We start from the raw sequence: 17,128 nt of genomic DNA, 5'->3' as shown, positions 1-17,128 counted from the left end.
ACGCTATCGTGGGAGCATGACGAGCACTCCCCCCTCCCTCTCCGATGACCTTGCCCTTGCTCTCCGTCTGGCGGATGCCGCCGATGCGATCTCCCTCGAAAGGTTCCGGTCGAAGACCCTTGAGGTGTCGACCAAACCGGATGCCACGCACGTCACCGACGCGGACCTGGCGGTCGAGCGGGCGCTCCGCGAAATCCTCGCCGCTGAGCGGCCCGCCGACGGCATTCTCGGTGAGGAATATGGAACGGCCGGCTCCACCGAACGCCAGTGGATCCTCGACCCCATCGACGGCACCGCAAACTTCCTTCGGGGCGTCCCCAACTGGGCGACCCTCATCAGCCTCGCCGTGAACGGCGTCCCCGTCGTCGGCGTTGCCAGCGCTCCGGCATTCGGCAAACGGTGGTGGGCCGCTGACGGAGCCGGCGCCTGGCTCGCCGAGAACGGGACGGAGCCCAGGCAACTCCGTGTATCCGGTGTGCAGAAGCTCGAGGATGCGTCCCTCAGCTTCCAGAGCATCGCCCAGTGGGACGAGGCCGGGTACCTCGACCAGCTCATCGGCCTGTCCCGCTCTGTGTGGCGTGACCGCGCGTACGGCGACATGTGGTCATACGGGCTGCTCGCCGAGGGACTTCTCGACATCGTCGCCGAGTTCGACGTCAAGGAGTACGACATTGCCCCTTTCGTCGTCCTCATCCGCGAAGCCGGTGGCCGTTTCTCCTCGATCGACGGCACGGACACCATCGCCGGCCGCAGTTCACTGGCGACCAACGGCATCCTCCACGATCAGGTCCTCGACGTCCTCACGCACGAGCCAACGACCGAACGCAAGGGCCTCTGATCCGAAGCCGTGCGGCTTAACATTTCGGTATGAGCAAGCGAACTCCGGAACCTGTGTACGCCACCGCGATCGGCGTCGGCAGGCTGGTTTTCGGTGCGCTTCGCCTCAAGCCGATCGTGACAGGTGCAGAACACCTTCCGGCGGCGGGCGGCGCCGTGCTCGCCATCACCCACTTCGGCTACATGGACTTCGCGCTCACCGAGTGGATGGTCTGGCACCGCAACCGTCGTCGCATCCGTTTCCTCGCGAAGAAGGGCGCGTTCGACAAGCCCGTCGTCGGCTGGCTGCTCCGCGGCATGCGGCATATCTCCGTGGACATGAAGTCCGGAGGTGAGGCGTACGGCCAGGCCATTACCGCGCTGAAGGCCGGTGAGCTGCTCGGGGTGTTCCCGGAGGCCGGGGTCAATCAGTCGTTCACCGTGCGGGACCTCAAAACGGGAACGGTCCGGATGGCTGCCGAGGCACAGGTCCCGATCATCCCCATCGCTGTCTGGGGCGGGCACCGCCTGCTGACCAAGGGCCGCAAGCCTTCGCTCGCGGAAGCGCGTAACGTTCCCATCCGCTTCGCGATCGGCGCTCCGTTTCACCCGGACGCCGGCCTGGACGTCCGCGCGCAGACGACAGCGCTCCGTTCGTCGATGCAAAAGCTCCTCGACGAAGCCCAGGCCAGCTATCCCGGCGACGGCACGGGTGTCTGGTGGCAGCCTGCGCATCTGGGCGGTTCGGCACCGACTCCTGAGGAAGCAGCGGTGCTGGAGGCAGAACGGCAGCGCCGGAAGGCGGCGGAGGCTGAGGCGAAAGCGCGCTGACCTCCGATCGGGGCACGGAGGTGTGGAGGTCGAGGCCCGAACGCAGAAAGGCCGCCCAGAGGGCGGCCTTTCGGTTCACGTCGCGTGACAGCAACTGATGGTGGAGATGCGGGGAATTGAACCCCGGTCCACTGCTGTGGTCATGTGCCTTCTACGGGTGTATCCAGTGGAGGCGTTCTACTCGGCTCCGGAATGTGTCACTGGCACCTAATCCGACGAGCCCAGCCTCAGTAAGAGTCCCTCTACGCCCTGAGACGAAACGTAGAAGCAATCTCTCTAAATGGCGCCAGGGTCCGGGTAGAGAGCATCCCCGGTCTGACGGACTTCTTTAGTGCGCTCGCTTAGGCAGCGAGGGCGAAGTCAGTGCGCTTTGAATTGGCACTTATTGTTTTCCAGAGATCGTTTACGAGATAACCCTGGATCCTCGACCCGCTTCTCACAGTTGCGCAGGCAGTGTCGAAACCGATCATCCCCATGCACACCCTTGAGAGAGTGAGTTGCTGTCACGCGCTGTGAAGTTACCAAACCGGCGAACCGGCATCTGAACCGTGCGGCCCAGTCGTCCCATTATAGGCGGTCGGCTCATGGTCTGCCAGACCGGCGGTCACTCACCGAGGTGGTTGCGGGCTGCGACGGCACGCGCTGCCTCGCGCGTCGCTTCGCGCTCGCGCAGCGTCTGCCGTTTGTCGTATTCCTTCTTGCCCTTGGCGATGGCGATCTCCACCTTCGCCTTGCCGTCGCTGAAGTACAGCTTGAGCGGGATGATCGTGTAGCCGCCTGGCGCCACCTTGTGGCTGATCTTGAGGATCTGCGCCTTATGCAGGAGCAGCTTGCGCTTGCGCCTCGGCGGGTGGTTGTTCCAGGTGGCCCCGGTGTACTCGGGAATGTGCACGGCATCGAGCCAGGCCTCGCCGCCTTCGATGAACGCGTACCCGTCGACGAGAGAGGCGCGGCCGGCACGGAGCGACTTCACTTCGGAGCCGCTCAACACGAGCCCGGCCTCGTACGTGTCCTCGATCAGGTAGTCGTGGCGCGCTTTGCGATTCGTCGCCACGACATTTTCGCCACGTTCCCTTGGCACGGTTTCACTCCGACAGTCGGTTGGCGGCACACGCCGCAGGATGGATCGCCGCACCGGTGGCGCGGCAGCCCACCAGTCTAACAACAGGTCGGATGCCGCGCGCCCGGCGATCTTAGATCTTCAGGTAGCGCTTGATGGCGAAGTTGGCGGACAACGCGGCCAGAATCATCCCGAGCAGGATGAGCACCGGCACAACGATGAACGCGTCGGAGATGTCGACGAAGCTGACGAACGGCATCCGCGGTGCTAGGTATCCTGCGATGAAGTAATGCACGATGCCGATCACCGCCCCACCGGCGAGAATCGAACCGATCACCGCGGAGAAGACTCCCTCGAGGATGAACGGCGTCTGGATGAACCGGTTTGAAGCGCCTACGAGTCGCATGATCCCGATCTCCTTGCGCCGCGAGTATGCGGACAGCCGGATCGTCGTGGCGATGAGGAGGACGGCGGCGATGAGCATGAGCCCGGCGATGCCGATGGCGGTGTAGCTGGCCACGTTGAGCACCTGGAATATGGCGTCGAGGTATTGGCGCTGGTCCGTCACCTCTTCCACCCCGGCTGTGCTCGAGAACGCTTCGACCAGCACCTCGGACTGTGAGGGGTCCTTGAGGTTGACCCAGTAGGTCTCGTTGAGCTGCTCAGGAGCGACGAGGCTGGCGAGGTCGTTGCCCGCGAACTGCTTCTGGAAGTTGTCGTACGCGAGCTGGTGGTCCTCGAAGTAGAACTCTTCAACGAACGGCGCAAGGGTTTCACCCTCGAGCTGGCCGGTGATACTGGCCTTCTGGTCATCGGTTGCTGCGCCGGCGGTGCACGTCTCGGTCAGGGAATCGGCGGTGCACAGGTAGATCGCGACCTGGGCGCGGTCGTACCAGTAGTTCTTCATCTGGCCGATCTGCATCTGCAGCAGAACCGCCGTGCCCACGAAGGTGAGCGAAATGAAGGTCACGAGGATGACAGAGATCACCATGGACACGTTGCGGCGGAGACCTGTTGTCGCCTCCTGCCAGATCAGGGAGAGCCTCATCGAACCGGCCCCACACTCTGCTCATCGTCTGCGTCCGGGTCCTCGGCGGCTCGCAAGCCGAGGCGCTCGGCCAGGGAGAGGTGATCCGAGACGTCGCCCAGGCTGTCCGCGTTCGGGATGTTGATGGCGCCGGTCGCGGTGGGGCTCAGACGTTCGACGTCGTCGGTGTGTGCGGAATGCGAGCGGCGAGTGGCCGGTGCGGGCTCAGCGGCGGGGGCCGGCGTATTGATGAGGATCTGGTGGGCCTGCGTATCGGCCTCGGCCTGCGCCGCGACCTCGGCGACCTCCTGGCGTGCGGCTTTGGCCGACTGGCCTTTCGCCACCGCCGGCTTGAGCTCCGGGACGATGCCGGTTGTGCCGTACCCGCCCTCGAGCTCATCGCGGACGATGACGCCGTCGACGAGTTCGATCACCCGTCGCTGCATCTTGTCGACGATGCCTGCCTCGTGGGTGGCCATGAGGACCGTCGTTCCGCTCGCGTTGATACGCTCCAGGATCTGCATGATCCCCGCGCTGGTCGCCGGGTCCAGGTTCCCGGTCGGTTCGTCGGCCAGAAGAATCTGCGGTTTGTTGACGACGGCGCGCGCGATCGCGACGCGCTGCTGCTCACCGCCGGAGAGCTCGTGAGGCAGCCGATCGGCTTTGTTCTCGAGTCCGACCATCTTGAGTACGTCAGGAACAGCTTCCTGGACGAAGCCGCGGGATTTGCCGATCACCTGCAGGGTGAACGCCACGTTCTCGAAGACTGTCTTGTTCGGCAGCAGGCGGAAGTCCTGGAACACGACACCGAGATTACGGCGGAAGTACGGGATCTTCCGGCTCGAGATCGAGCCGAGGTCGTTGCCCAAAACGAAGATCGAGCCTTTCGACGGCTTCTCCTCCTTGAGGATCAATCGCAGGCAACTCGACTTCCCGGAACCGGAGGCGCCGACAAGGAAGACGAATTCTCCCCTCGCGATCTCCAGATCCATCTCGTGAATCGCTGGCCGTTTCGTGCCGGGGTATTTCTTCGTGACGTTCTCAAACCGAATCATGACGACACGAGCCTAGGCAGGGTGGGCCGTATCGCGGTCGTGACACGCCTAGGCGCGCCGGGTTGGCCCATGAGCTCAGTCGTCGGTCGGCTGTTTCCGCCAGCGGATGCCTGCGGCGATGAATCCGTCGATGTCGCCATCGAAGACGTTCTGCGGGTTGTTGACTTCATGGTCGGTGCGGAGGTCCTTCACCATCTGGTACGGCGCGAGCACGTACGAGCGCATCTGGTCGCCCCAGCTCGCCGTGATGTTTCCGGCGAGCTCCTTCTTCTTCGCGTTCTCCTGCTCTCGCTGAACGAGGAGGAGCCGCGACTTGAGCACGCGCAGCGCGGCGGCGCGGTTCTGGATCTGGCTTTTCTCGTTCTGGCAGCTGACCACGATGCCGGTCGGAAGGTGCGTGATGCGCACAGCGGAGTCGGTCGTGTTGACCGACTGGCCGCCGGGGCCCGAGGAGCGGAACACGTCGACGCGCATCTCGTTGTCGGGAATCTCGACTTCTTCGGTCTCCGGCATCAGCGGCACCACTTCGACCGCGGCGAAGCTGGTCTGGCGTTTGCCGGCCGAGTTAAACGGGCTCATCCGAACCAGGCGGTGTGTCCCGGCCTCAACACTGAGGGTTCCGAAAGCGTACGGGGTGTCGATCTCGAAGGTCGCCGACTTGATGCCCGCTTCTTCGGCGTAGCTGGTGTCGAGGACCGTCGCCTTGTAGTTGTGCTGCTCAGCCCACCGCAGGTACATCCGGAAAAGCATGTCAGCGAAGTCGGCGGCGTCGACGCCTCCTGCTCCCGCGCGAATGGTGACGACGGCGGCGAGCGGGTCGTATTCACCGTTCAGCAGCGTCTGCACCTCCAGGTCGCCGATCTGCTTCTGCAGGTCGAGAAGTTCAGAACGTGCCTCCGCCGCCGATTCCTCGTCGCCTTCGGCGATGGCGAGGCCGACGAGAACTTCGAGGTCGTCGAGCTGGCTCTCGATGGCGGTGAGTCGAGCCAGTTCCGACTGCCGGTGGCTCAGGGCGCTGGTGATCTTCTGCGCCTTGTCGGTGTCGTCCCACAGGTCGGGGACGCCGGCCTGTTCGCTCAGGTCGGCGATCTCGGCGCGCAGCCGGTCAACTCCGACGACTTCGCGGATGTCGGCGAAGGTGGTCCGGATGGCGGCGATCTGGTCGTTCAGGTCTAGATCTAACATGTCGGCTCCAGCCTACCTTCCGGCGACTTCCTCCGGCGGGCGCCTCTAGACTCGAAAACACCATGACAGACGGCGATCAGGCATTCAGCGTCCGTTCCGTTGCCGTCGTCGTCTTCCTGCCGACCCTCCTGTTCTCCATCGGTGAAGGCGCCCTGATTCCGCTCATCCCGGTCGCCGCGACGAACCTCGGCGCGAGTCTTGCCATCGCCGGTGTCATCGCCGGAATGCTCATGATCGGGGAACTCGCCGGTGACATCCCGAGCGGGTGGCTGGTGAGCAGGGTCGGTGAACGAACAGCCATGATCGGAGCGGCGTTGCTGTCGATCGTTGCAGCGCTCGGTGCTGTGCTCGCCCCCAACCCATGGGTTCTCGGCGTGGCGATCTTCATCCTCGGACTTGCGACGGCGGTGTTCGCCCTCGCCCGGCACGCTTTCATGACCAGTTACGTGCCGCTGCGGTACCGTGCCCGGGCGCTGTCGACGCTGGGTGGAGTGTTCCGTGCCGGCCTGTTCATCGGCCCGCTGCTGTCAGTGCCGGTGATCCACCTCACCGGTGGGGCGCAGGGGGCGTTCTGGATCATGACGATCTCCTGTCTCGCTGCCGTGCTGATCCTCGTGTTGTTGCCGGACCCGGAGGGCCTCTTCGGCCAGGTGAGCCGAATCCGGAAACGTGGCCCGCACGCGCACACTCCCGGGGAGGAGCTCGCCGCCGAGGAGTCCCACGGACTGTTCCGCACGCTGTGGGCGTTCCGTGGCGTTCTTGCGCGGATGGGTTCTGGAGCCGCGCTCATCGGAGGGATGCGGGCAGCGCGCACGGTGATCCTGCCGCTCTGGGCGGTGAGCCTCGGCGTGGGTGAGGCGAACACCGCCCTCATCATCGGGCTCGCCGGCGCCGTTGACTTCGCTCTCTTCTATGTAAGCGGTCAGGTGATGGACCGGTTCGGCAGGATGTGGAGCGCGGTCCCGTCGACGCTTGGGCTGGGGCTCGGGATGCTGCTGCTCGCGTTCACGCACGACGCCCCGGATGCCGTGGTCTGGTTCATCGTCGCCGCTGGGCTGCTGTCCGTCGCGAACGGGTTGGGCAGCGGCATCCTGATGACCCTCGGCGCCGACCTGGCCCCTCACTGTCGTCCTGCTCCGTTTCTCGGCGCCTGGCGATTCACCGCTGACGCCGGTTCGGCGGCCGCTCCGCTGGTCGTCGCCGGTATCACTGCGCTGCTCTCGGTGTCGTTCGCCGCCGGGGTGATCGGTGCCGTTGGCGTTTTCGGAGCCTGGCATCTCGCCCGGATGATCCCCCGTTATGTTCCGGCGCGGCCTGGGCGCTAACGCAGCGACTCCCACGCGGCTCCCGCGATCATCACGACGCAGACGAGGGTGACGAGCGCGATGGCACCGAACACGCTCGCCATCGCCGTGAGCCGGCGTGACCCCCGGCGCACCGCGAACCGGATCGCGATCATCGCGGTGAACAGCACCACCACGAGGACGAGTCCGACCCATGCGGTGACCGGTTGCAGAGGTACCAGCGCGAGGAGCACCCCGGCACAGATCGCGGCGAGGATCGCCCCGAGGAGGATCCAGATCAATCCCGTCGATGACGTCAGCGCCGGCTGGCTGCGCACCCGGGTCGGATCGGTCATGGCAAACCTGTCAGCCCTCACGCCAGTCGTTGCTGGTGATGTGCGAACCGCCCTGCGGGCCCATCTGCAGCATCCCGCCGTCGACCACCCAGGAGGCACCGGTGACGTAAGCGGATGCCGGAGAAGCGAGGAAGGCGATGACGGCGGCCACTTCGCGGGCGTCGCCGGGCCGCCCGAGTGGAACGCCGGGGCGCTCCTCGGAGCGCGGGTCCTGGTCGGTCTGGTCGGTCATCGGAGTGGCGATCTCACCGGGGGCGACGGAATTGGCGGTGATCTCGTGCTGGCCGAGTTCGAGGGCAACCGTTTTGATGAGCCCTCCGAGTCCGTGCTTCGCTGCGTCGTAAGCGCTGGAGCCGACGCGGGGCTGATGCTCGTGCACGCTTGTCACCGCGATGATACGACCACCGTTGCCCGCACCCACCATCCGCTTCGCCGCCCGCTGGATGCAGACGAAGGCACCGTCGAGGTCGGCCGCCACCGTGTGGCGCCACTGATCGAGCGTCATCTCCAGGAGCGGGGCGTTGTCACCGGTTCCAGCGTTGTTGACGAACACGTCCACCCCGCCGAGCTCGTCGGCCAGGGCGTCGAGAGCGTCTCCACAGCCGTCGAGATCAGTGGTGTCCAGTTGAGCGACGACGGCGTTCCGTCCCGTGGAGCGCACCTCCTGGGCGGTTTCCTCCGCCCCGGCCTGGTCGCTGTGCCAGGTGATGCCGACATCCATTCCGGCTTCGGCGAGCGCAACAGCGGTCGCACGCCCGATCCCGGAGTCCGATCCGGTGACGATGGCGAATTTCGGGCTGAATGTCATGGTGTCCTCCGTCGGCGAAATCGATAGCCCAACGCAACACCCTGCCGAGGCCAGCCTCAAGACCCTTGACAGCGCCCGGCAGACGTTGCGGCGGGCGCCATGGCAACGCTGGCTGGCGCGCCGCGACTCGGGCGTCTGACCAGGGCTACCCGCTGAGCCCCAGCTGGGTGAGCTGGTCCGCGAGGTCGTAGTAGCGGCGTTCGTCGATGACCATTCCGTTCTCATCCACGGTGTCGAAGAACGCCATTGCGAATCGGAGGGATCTGCCGGTGGGTGCGACCTCCCCTGACGGCGAAGCCATCGGGCCGGTGTGGGTTCCCTCCATGGTCATCTCAACCGCAAGTTCCGTGCCGCTGACGACGCTGGACGTCACCTCCGCCCGCAGGTCTGGAAAGGCTGTGAAGAAGGCTGCGGCGTCGTCCTCGACCGCGGATCGACCGCGCAGGGGTTCGGGGTATTGCGGGTCGCGGACGACCGCGTCCTCGGCGTATGCGGCAGAGAGACGAGCGGCGTCGTGAGCGTTGATGGCGGCGACCTGCTCGTCGAGGGCTCGGAGGGCGGCGGTCCTGTCCTGCGCGTCGCCCGGTGTTCCTGTCATGGCTTGCTCCCTTGCATTGAGGTTCGACGCGGATATCGTCCCTCCGGAGGTGAGCTGTCGCAAGGGGTCCCGTCACCATTTCACCGGACGCAGACGCGGCCCCGACCGTTTCGGGCCGATTCGTCGCTTGCGGTCGCATCCGGTGCAACGACAGAGCGGCTGGCAGGTACAGGAGGAAGGTCACCCCGTAGATCCGCCCGTAGATCTCATAGACCGCCACGGACGACGCGAACTCGAGCAGCGGAGAGAACGCCTGTTCCACGACCGGCAGCCAGAACGGCGCAGCGTCATAGCCCGGATACGCGCGAAAGTACGCTGCTGCAAACGGTATCGTCAGCACGATGGCGGCCAGCCCGCCGATGATCGCCGCTATACCGGCCCAGAACGGTCGCCGTGGAGCCGGGCCGTTCGACGTCTCGTTCATCACCGAAGTACCGACCGCGCCACAGCCGTCACCTCCAACCGGATGCCATCGGGCACGAAGAGGGAAAGAATCGGCGGACGCCAGGCCGACGACACGGTGACGGAGGCGCTCCTTCCGTCCCGGGACGCCGCGTCCTCGAGCACGAGGGCGTCGAAGGAGCCGACCGGATCGTCCTCCAGGAATCCGGAGACGGCCGCATGCACCTGTGGGGAACGGAGAGTCAGGCTCGGGCCGCCTGCGTCGAGCGAAACCGACGAAAGTTCAAAGGCCTCTGCCCCGACCAGGGCGGCCGCGTCGGCGAGGCTGTAGAGACGTTTCCGCTCGAGGTAGAGCGAGGTGGCTGCCGTCACCATGAGGATCAGGACAAGCGAGAGCATCCCGAAGAACATGGCGAGGAGCAGGGTCGACCCGTCCTCATCCCGCGCACCGCGCAGCATCCGTTTCATTCCTCAACCCAGAACCGAGAGACCTGCTGCCGTGCTGTCGCCTGCACCGGCACACTCGCCGCCTGGGAGAGGTTCAGCACGTCGGGCACGAGCGGGAGCGCGACGTCCACTCTCACCGTGACCGTGACCACCGCGTTGCGGGACGGGCAGGAGACAGCCGGTGAACCGCTGCAGGAGATGGTGACTGATGCGGCATCCGAGGCGATTCCATAATCGGCGAGGCCGAAGTCGATGGCCCGCGCGGCCCGGTCGGCCGCCTGCTCTGAAGTGGACGCCTGTACGAAGACCCGGGCGGCCTGCCGTGCGGCGCCCTCGACGGCGAGCGCACCGCCCTGCACGGCGGACAGGGTGAGAATGAGGTAGACGAGCGGCACGAGAAGGATGAGACCCGCGGTGACGAACTCGAGGGCGGCGGAGCCCTCGTCCCCCTCTGCCGCTGTGCACGCCGGAGGCGGACTTTCACTCGTCGAGCGTTTCGACCGCGGCATGGCCGCTCACCTCCAGTGCGCTCTCGACTCCAACCAGGCCAAGCAACGGCAGGCGCGTCACTACCCGGACGTCGACGCTCGGGTGACCGAGGAAGGAGCCGGATTCGGCCGTGACGTCCCGGGCGAAGTCTCCGCCGATGGCGACGGTGATGAGTTCCTTCGTCCGCGCCACCCCGTCAGCCGGGCCGTTGTCAGCGAGCGCTGCGAACCTGGCGCCCTCCGCCGCCGCATCGATGACCGTGTTTCGCACGTGCAGAGCCAGACCGAGCTGGAGGACTGAGAGAGTCAGCGCCGTCAGCAGCACGGCCACGAATGTGAACTCCACGACTGCTGAACCGTCGTCGCTACGCCAGCGCGTACCGCACATCGTCTACATCCCGGAGACCCGGGCGATGGCCTGCTCGAAGATCGAACTGAGGGCCGGCCCGGCAAGGGCCCAGATCATCACCACCAGGCCTGCGGTCATCAGGGTGATCAAGACCCAGCCCGGCACATCGCCTTCCTCGTCGCTCAGGTGCGCCGTCAGTGAACTGTGCCATTTCGAGTGAGCGTTCATGTTGTCTCCTTCGCTTCGGTGATCTGTGGGGGTCGGTATCGCTGGCGGTATCAGAACCCGGACTGGAGCACGAAGATTCCGGGGAAAATGGCGAACAGGACGGACAGCGGCAGGATGAGGAAGACCAGGGGCACGAGCATTGCCACCTCTTTCTTGCCGGCGACCTCGATGAGGCTGCGCTTGGCTTCGTCACGTGCGTCCTGGGCCTGGGCGCGCAGCACCTCCGCCAGCGGGGAGCCGCGCTCAAGCGCCGCGGCGAGTTGCTCCACGCATCGCGTCAGCGCGGGAAGGTCCGCTCGTCCGGCGAACTCGGCGAGCGCCGATGTGAGAGGGATGCCCGTGTGAACCGAACTGACGACGGCCCGGAACTCGCGACCCAGCTCGCCCGACCCGACCCGCCCGACCCGACGGATGGAGTCGAGGATGCCTTCCCCCGCCGACAGGCTCAAGCTCAGGAATTCGAGCACTGTCGGCAATTCGGCGGAGATCCGGGCCAGACGAACCCTCGCGGCCCGCTTGAGCAGGGTGTCACGGGCGATCGCCCCGAGAAGGATCCCGGTGAGGGGCAGAACGACAACGAGTACCGCTGGGAGCGAGCCGTTCGACGCACCCACCGTCGCCACGAACAGGCCGACGCCGAGCCCGCCGACCGACCAACCGAGCTGTTCCGCGCGGAAACGGTGCACGGTCGATGGGCTCCCGGCCTGACCGAGCCGTTGCTTGACGACGGCGTTCCCGCCAAGAACCCCGGAGAGCAGCTCAACCAATCGATGAACGGTCGGAGCAAGGAGTGTGCCGAGAATGGGGAGCGGATCCACCATGCGCTTGACGGTGAACCGCCGCGCCCCCTCGGAAACATCGACGATGTACGGAGCCACCCGGTCGGCGAGCGTCGGCCCGCCCATCCGCGGCAACACGGCAAGAACCGACCAGAGCCCGAGACCCAGGGTTGCGCCGAGGACGAGCCCCCACGCCGCTGTGGAACTCACTGGAACCACCGTCTCTCCTGCGGTAGTCGCCCCACTGCCAGCATCACGCGGTACGCCACGCCGGACACCGCTGCGCCACCGGCGATGAGCAACGCCCCTCCGGCCGAGTTGTAGGCGAGCGCTGCCTCCGGCCTCGACGCGAGAAGGAGCAGGATGCACCACGGCGCGGCCACCCCGAGCTTCGCGGCGTTTCGGACCCACGACTGGCGCGCTTCGACCTCCGCTCGGATGGCGATGTCTTCCCGCAGGTACGCCGCGAGGCTTCTCAGGACAACGGTGAGGTCCGATCCGCCCACCTCCCTGGCCATGCGCAGCGTCTCAAGGATCCGGTCAGGGACCGGATCGGCGAGGGTGTCCTTCAACCGGTCCAGGCATCCGCTGAACGACGCAGTGCTGCGGTAGTCCTTCTCGAATGCGACGAAGTCCGGCCGCAACTCCTCCGGTCCGTTGTGAGCGAGACTCGCCACAGCGTCGGGCAGCGCGAGACCGGACCGGACGGCGCCGACAAGATGGTCCACGACATCGGGCCAGAGCGCACGGTTCGACGCGCGGCGGACTCGCGATCGCCACCCGACCAGCACGGCGGGCCCGAGCGAACCGGCCACTGCCGCGCACAGGGACAGCACGGAGACCCGGAAGAGAGCCTGCAGGAGCGCGCCGGACAGGACACCGACCAGAACGGACAGGGCAACGAAGATCCCGGGAGGGACCCGTCCGAGACCGGCGAGGGCAAGGGACGCCCGAAAGCGGGCCCTCCGGTGTCTCTCGCGTTGCCCGGTGCGACGCGGGAACAACCAGGGCGATGCCGCGAGAAGCAGCCCGGCGGCCAGGAGGAGACCGAGGAGGAACGTCATCACTGGCCTCGTCGGAGTATCGCTGCCGGGTTGAGGCCGGCATTCTCGAACTTCCCGAGGCGGGTCGGATGGCTGCCGGTCGCTTCGAGCACTCCGTTTCGCACGGCGAACAGTGTGCTGGCCTCGATCACCGCGCCGTTCACGGTTCCGCTCAACGCGAGAATCGAAACCACTCGGCGGTCGCCACCGCGCTCCAGTTCGCAGTGCACCACGATGTCGATGCATCCGGCGACGGTCGGGAGGACGAACGAGGAGTCGATGTTGCGGCCCGCGAGCAAAGGGAGCGTCGAGAGTTTCACGAGGGCGTCGCGTGCGGAATTCGCATGGATGGAGCACATCCCGGGGATGCCGCTGTTCAGCGCGATCAGCAGGTCGAGGCTTTCTGCCTCGCGCACTTCGCCCACAATCAGTCGGTCCGGGCGCATCCGGAGGGCTTCCTTGATCAGGCGACGGAGGGTGATTTCACCGGTGCCCTCGAGGCTGGGCTGGCGGCACTGCATGGCGACGACGTCAGCGACGGCGAGATCCAGCTCGAAGGTTTCCTCGACCGTCACGATGCGCTCATTGGTGCGTACGCTCGACAGCAGCGCACCGAGCAGCGTGGTCTTGCCGGCCTGCGTTGCGCCGGAGATGAGAATGTTCTGCCCGGCGAGTACACAGCAACGCAGGAACTCCGCGGCCTGCGCGCTGAGCGAACCGCCCGCGACGAGGCTGTTGAGATCCCGCACACGGCGGCTGAACTTGCGGATGTTGACGGCCATGTGCCGCCTGGTGACGTCAGGGATGACGACGTGGAGCCGAGACCCGTCGGGCAGCGACGCGTCGACGAACGGAGAGCTGAGGTCGACGCGCCGGCCGGTGGTCTGCAGCATCCGTTCGACGAGATCCCGGACGGCGCTTTCAGTCAGCACCGTGTTCGTCAACTCGGGGATGCCGTTCCGGGCGACGAAGACGCGGGTCGGCGAGTTGACCCAGATCTCCTCGATGTCCGGGTCGTCCAGGTACGGTTGCAACGGCCCGAAGCCGGTGAGCGTCGCAACGACCTCCCGTTCGGTGATCGACTCGTCGGTCAGGAGCGGGAGCGAGCTCCCGAGTGCCCGTTCGCTGTACCGGCGAACTTCTTCCTGCACGAACCGCTCAGCGAGCCCCTCGCCGGACAGGTCGACGCCTTCACGCCGTACTCGGTCACGAACCCGTTCGGTGATGATCTCGGCGGCCGACGTCATGGGGAAAGTCTGCCGAAAGCATCCGGCGCCCGTTCCGGTTATCCACAGGCGGGAGGTTCCCCTCCAAGAGGTCACAGGGAGCTGTGAGTGCTGCCCCTAAACTGGTAACCATTCGCGGGAGTGGTGAAATTGGCAGACACGCAGGATTTAGGTTCCTGTGCTTTCGAGCGTGTGGGTTCAAGTCCCACCTTCCGCACGAATCTGTGGCCGACCGGCCACGACGAGCAACGACCGACGGAGTAGCGGCTGCCCATGATTTCGACAGGCCTCATCCCCTGGCTCGACCCGGAGAGCATCATCAGCGCTGCAGGCCCGTGGGCCCTCGTCGTCGTCTGCTTCATCGTCTTCGCCGAAACCGGGCTGCTCGTCGGCTTCCTGCTCCCGGGCGACACCCTCCTGGTAATCACGGGCCTCCTGACCTTCCACGGCATGCACTCGGAGGCCGGCGGTCTCGATTTCGACATCTGGTGGGTGGCGCTCGCGATCGGTCTGGCCGCGTTCCTTGGCGGGGAGGTCGGGTATCTCATCGGCCATAAGGCCGGTCCGCGTGTGTTCGAACGCAAGGAATCCGGCGTCTTCAGCATCAAGAACGTCGAACGGACGAACGCTTTCTTCACCCGATTCGGCGGCCTCGCCGTGATTCTCGCGCGTTTCGTTCCGATCGTCAGAACCTTCGCACCCGTCGCCGCCGGCGTCGGCCACATGAACTACAAGAAGTACACGTTCTACAATTTCGTCGGCGCGATCATCTGGGGCGTCGGGCTGACCTACTTCGGCTACCTCCTGGGCTACATTCCGCCCGTTTCGATCTTCGTGCAGGAGTACATCGACGTCATCCTCATCGGCGCCGTTGTGCTCACCCTGATCCCGACGGTGTGGCACTACGTCCAGTCGAGCCGCAAAGCGAAGCGGGCCGCCGCGGCCGGTGAAGATGTCATCACCGATCACGACGAAGCGCGCCACCTGGTGCTCGACGCTGAGACCTTCGAGAAGAAGCCCGAACTCTAAGCAACCAAGGGCAGGATTCTTACGCCGACGCGGCCTCGGAGATCCGGACGGTGTTGCCCGATGGGTCACGGAACGCACAGTCGCGTGGTCCCCACGGCTGGTCCATCGGCTCCTGCAGAACCTCCGCGCCTGATCGCCGAACCGTCTCGAAGAGCGAGTCCAGGTCGTCGGTGCTGAAGACGAGCATCGGCAGCACGCCCTTGGTGAGAAGCTCCTGCAGCGCGTCGCCGTCGGCCTTCGACCGGCCGGCGTGCGGCGCGGAGAGCACGATCCCGAGCCCGGGCTGGGCGCCGCTGCCCAGAGTGACCCAGCGGAATTCGCCGGACGACACGTCGTTCTGCACGTCCAGGCCCAGGGCGTCCCGGTAGAAGGCGAGTGACTCGTCGACGTCGTTCACGGTGATGTTGGTGTATTGAAGCGTGATTGTCATGACCGGAACGTTACGCCGCAGCCCCGCCTTGCACTTCTTCGATCCTGCTCGATGTGTTCCGGGTTGGACGGGTGAGCGTCTTCGCGAAACAGGCCGGCATTGCCTGCACAGCACCGTGCCCGCGGTTGCGATAGGCACGGGGGCTCTCGCCGACGATCTCGGTGAATCGTGAGCTGAACGACCCGAGGGACGTACAGCCCACCGCCATGCACGCATCCGTCACGCTTGCGCCCGCACGCAGCAACGCCATCGCGCGCTCGATCCTGCGGGTCATCAGGTAGCTGTACGGTGTTTCCCCGTATGCAGCACGGAACTGGCGCGAGAAGTGTGCCGGTGACATGAGCGCTGTGCGGGCCAGAGTCGGCACGTCGAGTGGTTCGGCATAGTTCCGGTCGATCTCATCCCGCGCACGTCGCAGGCAGGTGAGGTTGTCCAGCTCCTGCGGGGTCATGGGTTGAAGCTAGCACCTCGCGCGCCGGAGGTCAGGCCCTTCCGCGCGCCTCAGGAGTGTTGCTGATGCTCGTGGCCGGCATGCTTCGCCGGTTCCAGCTGGAACGTCGAATGTTCCACATCGAAGTGACCGGCGAGGCATTCCGAGAGCGTGTCGAGCATCTCCCCCGTGCGCTCCTCGGCGAACACGGCCGCTTCGACGACGACGTGGGCGGTGAAGACGTGCTGACCTGTCGTGATCGACCAGACATGCACGTCGTGCACGTCGATCACCCCGGGCGCATCCCTGATGTGCCGACGGATGAGGTCGACGTCCGTGTCGGGGGGCGTGGACTGGTTGAGCACCCGCCAGACGTCTCGGAGGAGTGCCCCCGCACGGGGCAGGATGCCGGCCGCGATGACCAGCGAGGCGATGGCATCCGCCTGCACGAAGCCGGTGGCAAGGATGATTCCAGCGGCGATGATCACCCCGAGAGAGCCGAAGAGGTCGCCAAGCACCTCGAAGTAGGCGCCCCGCATGTTGATCGAGGTTTTCGCGGAGCTGCGCAGAATGACTGCCGATATGACGTTGGCGAGAAGCCCGACGACAGCGACGATGAGCATGGGCACGCCGAGCACCTCGACCTGGCTCGGGTCGAGGAGCCGCGAGATACCGGTGATCGCGATGGAGACGGCGACACCGAGCAGGATGAGTCCGTTCAGCAGCGCCGCGAGCACCTCGACCCTGCGGTACCCGTAGGTATGCCGCTGCGTCGCCGGGCGGGCGGCGACACCGAGGGCGACGAGCGCAAGAACCAGCCCGGTGAGGTCGCTGAACATGTGTCCGGCGTCTGCGAGCAGCGCGAGCGACCCGGTGAGGATGCCGCCAACCACCTCGGCGACGAGGACGACCGCGACGATGCCGAGGACGAGCCACAGCTTCCGCCGGTTGTCGATGTGTTGTGCGTGGTCGTGTGCCATGGTTCCTCCACGCTAATCCCGGTGGCGCCTCGGAGCCAGTTCCCGGCGGTTGTTGGGAATGATCGCCGTTCTCATTCCAGGGGCGGGCTGGGGTTACGGCAGCGCGGGTTTGATGTCGCGCACAATTGATTCGAGAATCCTCGCGTTGACCTCGACACCGAGCTGGTTGGGCACCGTTACGAGGACCGTGTCGGCCGCTGCCCCGGCTTCGTCCTGGGAGAGTTCGGCAGCGATCGCATCCGGTTAACCGACGTAGCTTCGGCCGAATCGGGCGAGTC

The 17,128-nt window shown here is 65.8% G+C and carries 21 protein-coding genes, 1 tRNA gene and 1 other RNA gene; 5 read left to right on the top strand and 18 right to left on the bottom strand.

Annotated elements, in window-relative coordinates:
- Nucleotides 1-16: 16 nt before the first annotated feature.
- Complete coding sequence (locus ACLQ62_RS04550) at nucleotides 17-838, top strand: inositol monophosphatase family protein (RefSeq protein WP_411720476.1); 822 nt, start codon at nucleotides 17-19, stop codon at nucleotides 836-838.
- 29 nt (nucleotides 839-867) lie between these two features.
- Nucleotides 868-1,647 (top strand): lysophospholipid acyltransferase family protein, encoded by a 780-nt coding sequence (locus tag ACLQ62_RS04545; protein ID WP_411720475.1) that lies wholly within the window; start codon nucleotides 868-870, stop codon nucleotides 1,645-1,647.
- Nucleotides 1,648-1,745: 98 nt separating this feature from the next.
- Here ACLQ62_RS04545 and ssrA read toward each other — a convergent pair.
- The 5 genes from ssrA to prfB form a co-directional block, all read right to left on the bottom strand.
- Nucleotides 1,746-2,121, bottom strand: a transfer-messenger RNA (tmRNA) gene (gene ssrA / locus ACLQ62_RS04540).
- Nucleotides 2,122-2,251: 130 nt separating this feature from the next.
- On the bottom strand, nucleotides 2,252-2,728 hold the full coding sequence (gene smpB, locus ACLQ62_RS04535; RefSeq protein ID WP_297359329.1) for an SsrA-binding protein SmpB: 477 nt from the start codon (nucleotides 2,726-2,728) through the stop codon (nucleotides 2,252-2,254).
- Nucleotides 2,729-2,840: 112 nt separating this feature from the next.
- Nucleotides 2,841-3,755 (bottom strand): permease-like cell division protein FtsX, encoded by a 915-nt coding sequence (gene ftsX / locus ACLQ62_RS04530; protein ID WP_411720474.1) that lies wholly within the window; start codon nucleotides 3,753-3,755, stop codon nucleotides 2,841-2,843.
- Nucleotides 3,752-4,789: a cell division ATP-binding protein FtsE gene (gene ftsE, locus ACLQ62_RS04525; protein WP_411720473.1), complete on the bottom strand. Its 1,038-nt coding sequence runs from the start codon at nucleotides 4,787-4,789 to the stop codon at nucleotides 3,752-3,754. Before ftsE ends, ftsX begins: the two co-directional genes overlap by 4 nt.
- Before the next feature lie 75 nt (nucleotides 4,790-4,864).
- Nucleotides 4,865-5,974 (bottom strand): peptide chain release factor 2, encoded by a 1,110-nt coding sequence (prfB, locus tag ACLQ62_RS04520; RefSeq protein WP_411720472.1) that lies wholly within the window; start codon nucleotides 5,972-5,974, stop codon nucleotides 4,865-4,867.
- Between the two features lie 62 nt (nucleotides 5,975-6,036).
- Here prfB and ACLQ62_RS04515 point away from each other — a divergent pair, with 62 nt between their 5' ends.
- A complete protein-coding gene (locus tag ACLQ62_RS04515; protein WP_411720471.1) occupies nucleotides 6,037-7,299 on the top strand; it encodes an MFS transporter in 1,263 nt (420 codons plus the stop codon).
- Here the strand turns inward: ACLQ62_RS04515 and ACLQ62_RS04510 are convergent.
- The 10 genes from ACLQ62_RS04510 to ACLQ62_RS04465 all read right to left on the bottom strand — a co-directional run bounded on the left by ACLQ62_RS04510 (nucleotide 7,296) and on the right by ACLQ62_RS04465 (nucleotide 14,002).
- Nucleotides 7,296-7,613: a hypothetical protein gene (locus tag ACLQ62_RS04510; RefSeq protein WP_411720470.1), complete on the bottom strand. Its 318-nt coding sequence runs from the start codon at nucleotides 7,611-7,613 to the stop codon at nucleotides 7,296-7,298. The two genes, ACLQ62_RS04515 and ACLQ62_RS04510, sit on opposite strands and share 4 nt — an antisense overlap.
- Nucleotides 7,614-7,623: 10 nt before the next feature.
- Nucleotides 7,624-8,421, bottom strand: a complete 798-nt coding sequence (locus tag ACLQ62_RS04505; RefSeq protein ID WP_411720469.1) for an SDR family oxidoreductase — start codon at nucleotides 8,419-8,421, stop codon at nucleotides 7,624-7,626.
- A gap of 145 nt (nucleotides 8,422-8,566) precedes the next feature.
- Nucleotides 8,567-9,019 carry an ester cyclase gene (locus ACLQ62_RS04500; RefSeq protein ID WP_411720468.1) on the bottom strand — a complete coding sequence of 151 codons (453 nt, stop codon included), beginning with the start codon at nucleotides 9,017-9,019 and terminating at the stop codon, nucleotides 8,567-8,569.
- Between the two features lie 423 nt (nucleotides 9,020-9,442).
- Nucleotides 9,443-9,880: a pilus assembly protein TadG-related protein gene (locus ACLQ62_RS04495; protein WP_411720467.1), complete on the bottom strand. Its 438-nt coding sequence runs from the start codon at nucleotides 9,878-9,880 to the stop codon at nucleotides 9,443-9,445.
- Between the two features lie 5 nt (nucleotides 9,881-9,885).
- The gene (locus ACLQ62_RS04490) at nucleotides 9,886-10,377 is read right to left on the bottom strand and encodes a hypothetical protein (protein WP_411720466.1); all 492 of its coding nucleotides are present in this window, start codon (nucleotides 10,375-10,377) and stop codon (nucleotides 9,886-9,888) included.
- Complete coding sequence (locus ACLQ62_RS04485; protein WP_411720465.1) at nucleotides 10,349-10,702, bottom strand: TadE/TadG family type IV pilus assembly protein; 354 nt, start codon at nucleotides 10,700-10,702, stop codon at nucleotides 10,349-10,351. Before ACLQ62_RS04485 ends, ACLQ62_RS04490 begins: the two co-directional genes overlap by 29 nt.
- Before the next feature lie 45 nt (nucleotides 10,703-10,747).
- Nucleotides 10,748-10,933 (bottom strand): hypothetical protein, encoded by a 186-nt coding sequence (locus tag ACLQ62_RS04480; protein ID WP_411720464.1) that lies wholly within the window; start codon nucleotides 10,931-10,933, stop codon nucleotides 10,748-10,750.
- Nucleotides 10,934-10,983: 50 nt separating this feature from the next.
- Nucleotides 10,984-11,922: a type II secretion system F family protein gene (locus ACLQ62_RS04475; protein WP_411720463.1), complete on the bottom strand. Its 939-nt coding sequence runs from the start codon at nucleotides 11,920-11,922 to the stop codon at nucleotides 10,984-10,986.
- Nucleotides 11,919-12,776 (bottom strand): type II secretion system F family protein, encoded by an 858-nt coding sequence (locus ACLQ62_RS04470; protein WP_411720462.1) that lies wholly within the window; start codon nucleotides 12,774-12,776, stop codon nucleotides 11,919-11,921. The genes ACLQ62_RS04475 and ACLQ62_RS04470 overlap by 4 nt, the downstream gene beginning before the upstream one ends.
- Nucleotides 12,776-14,002, bottom strand: a complete 1,227-nt coding sequence (locus ACLQ62_RS04465; RefSeq protein WP_411720461.1) for a CpaF family protein — start codon at nucleotides 14,000-14,002, stop codon at nucleotides 12,776-12,778. Before ACLQ62_RS04465 ends, ACLQ62_RS04470 begins: the two co-directional genes overlap by 1 nt.
- A gap of 114 nt (nucleotides 14,003-14,116) precedes the next feature.
- On the opposite strand from ACLQ62_RS04465, the gene ACLQ62_RS04460 reads away from it, so the two are divergent.
- Both ACLQ62_RS04460 and ACLQ62_RS04455 read left to right on the top strand, forming a co-directional pair.
- Nucleotides 14,117-14,198 (top strand) — tRNA-Leu (locus ACLQ62_RS04460).
- A 56-nt stretch (nucleotides 14,199-14,254) separates the two neighbouring features.
- Nucleotides 14,255-15,010 (top strand): DedA family protein, encoded by a 756-nt coding sequence (locus tag ACLQ62_RS04455; protein WP_411720460.1) that lies wholly within the window; start codon nucleotides 14,255-14,257, stop codon nucleotides 15,008-15,010.
- A 19-nt stretch (nucleotides 15,011-15,029) separates the two neighbouring features.
- On the opposite strand, the gene ACLQ62_RS04450 is transcribed toward ACLQ62_RS04455, so the two are convergent.
- From ACLQ62_RS04450 to ACLQ62_RS04440, 3 genes are read right to left on the bottom strand one after another with little or no spacing between them, the layout of a single operon-like run.
- Nucleotides 15,030-15,440 (bottom strand): VOC family protein, encoded by a 411-nt coding sequence (locus ACLQ62_RS04450; RefSeq protein WP_411720459.1) that lies wholly within the window; start codon nucleotides 15,438-15,440, stop codon nucleotides 15,030-15,032.
- 10 nt (nucleotides 15,441-15,450) lie between these two features.
- Entirely contained in the window at nucleotides 15,451-15,891 is a 441-nt protein-coding gene (locus ACLQ62_RS04445; RefSeq protein ID WP_411720458.1) for a helix-turn-helix transcriptional regulator, read from the bottom strand.
- Between the two features lie 50 nt (nucleotides 15,892-15,941).
- Entirely contained in the window at nucleotides 15,942-16,850 is a 909-nt protein-coding gene (locus tag ACLQ62_RS04440) for a cation diffusion facilitator family transporter (protein WP_411720457.1), read from the bottom strand.
- Between the last annotated feature and the right edge of the window lie 278 nt (nucleotides 16,851-17,128).

Source organism: Mycetocola sp., assembly GCF_046716805.1.
Taxonomy (GTDB): Bacteria; Actinomycetota; Actinomycetes; order Actinomycetales; family Microbacteriaceae; genus Mycetocola_A.
This window is presented reverse-complemented; position numbering and strand designations above follow the sequence as displayed.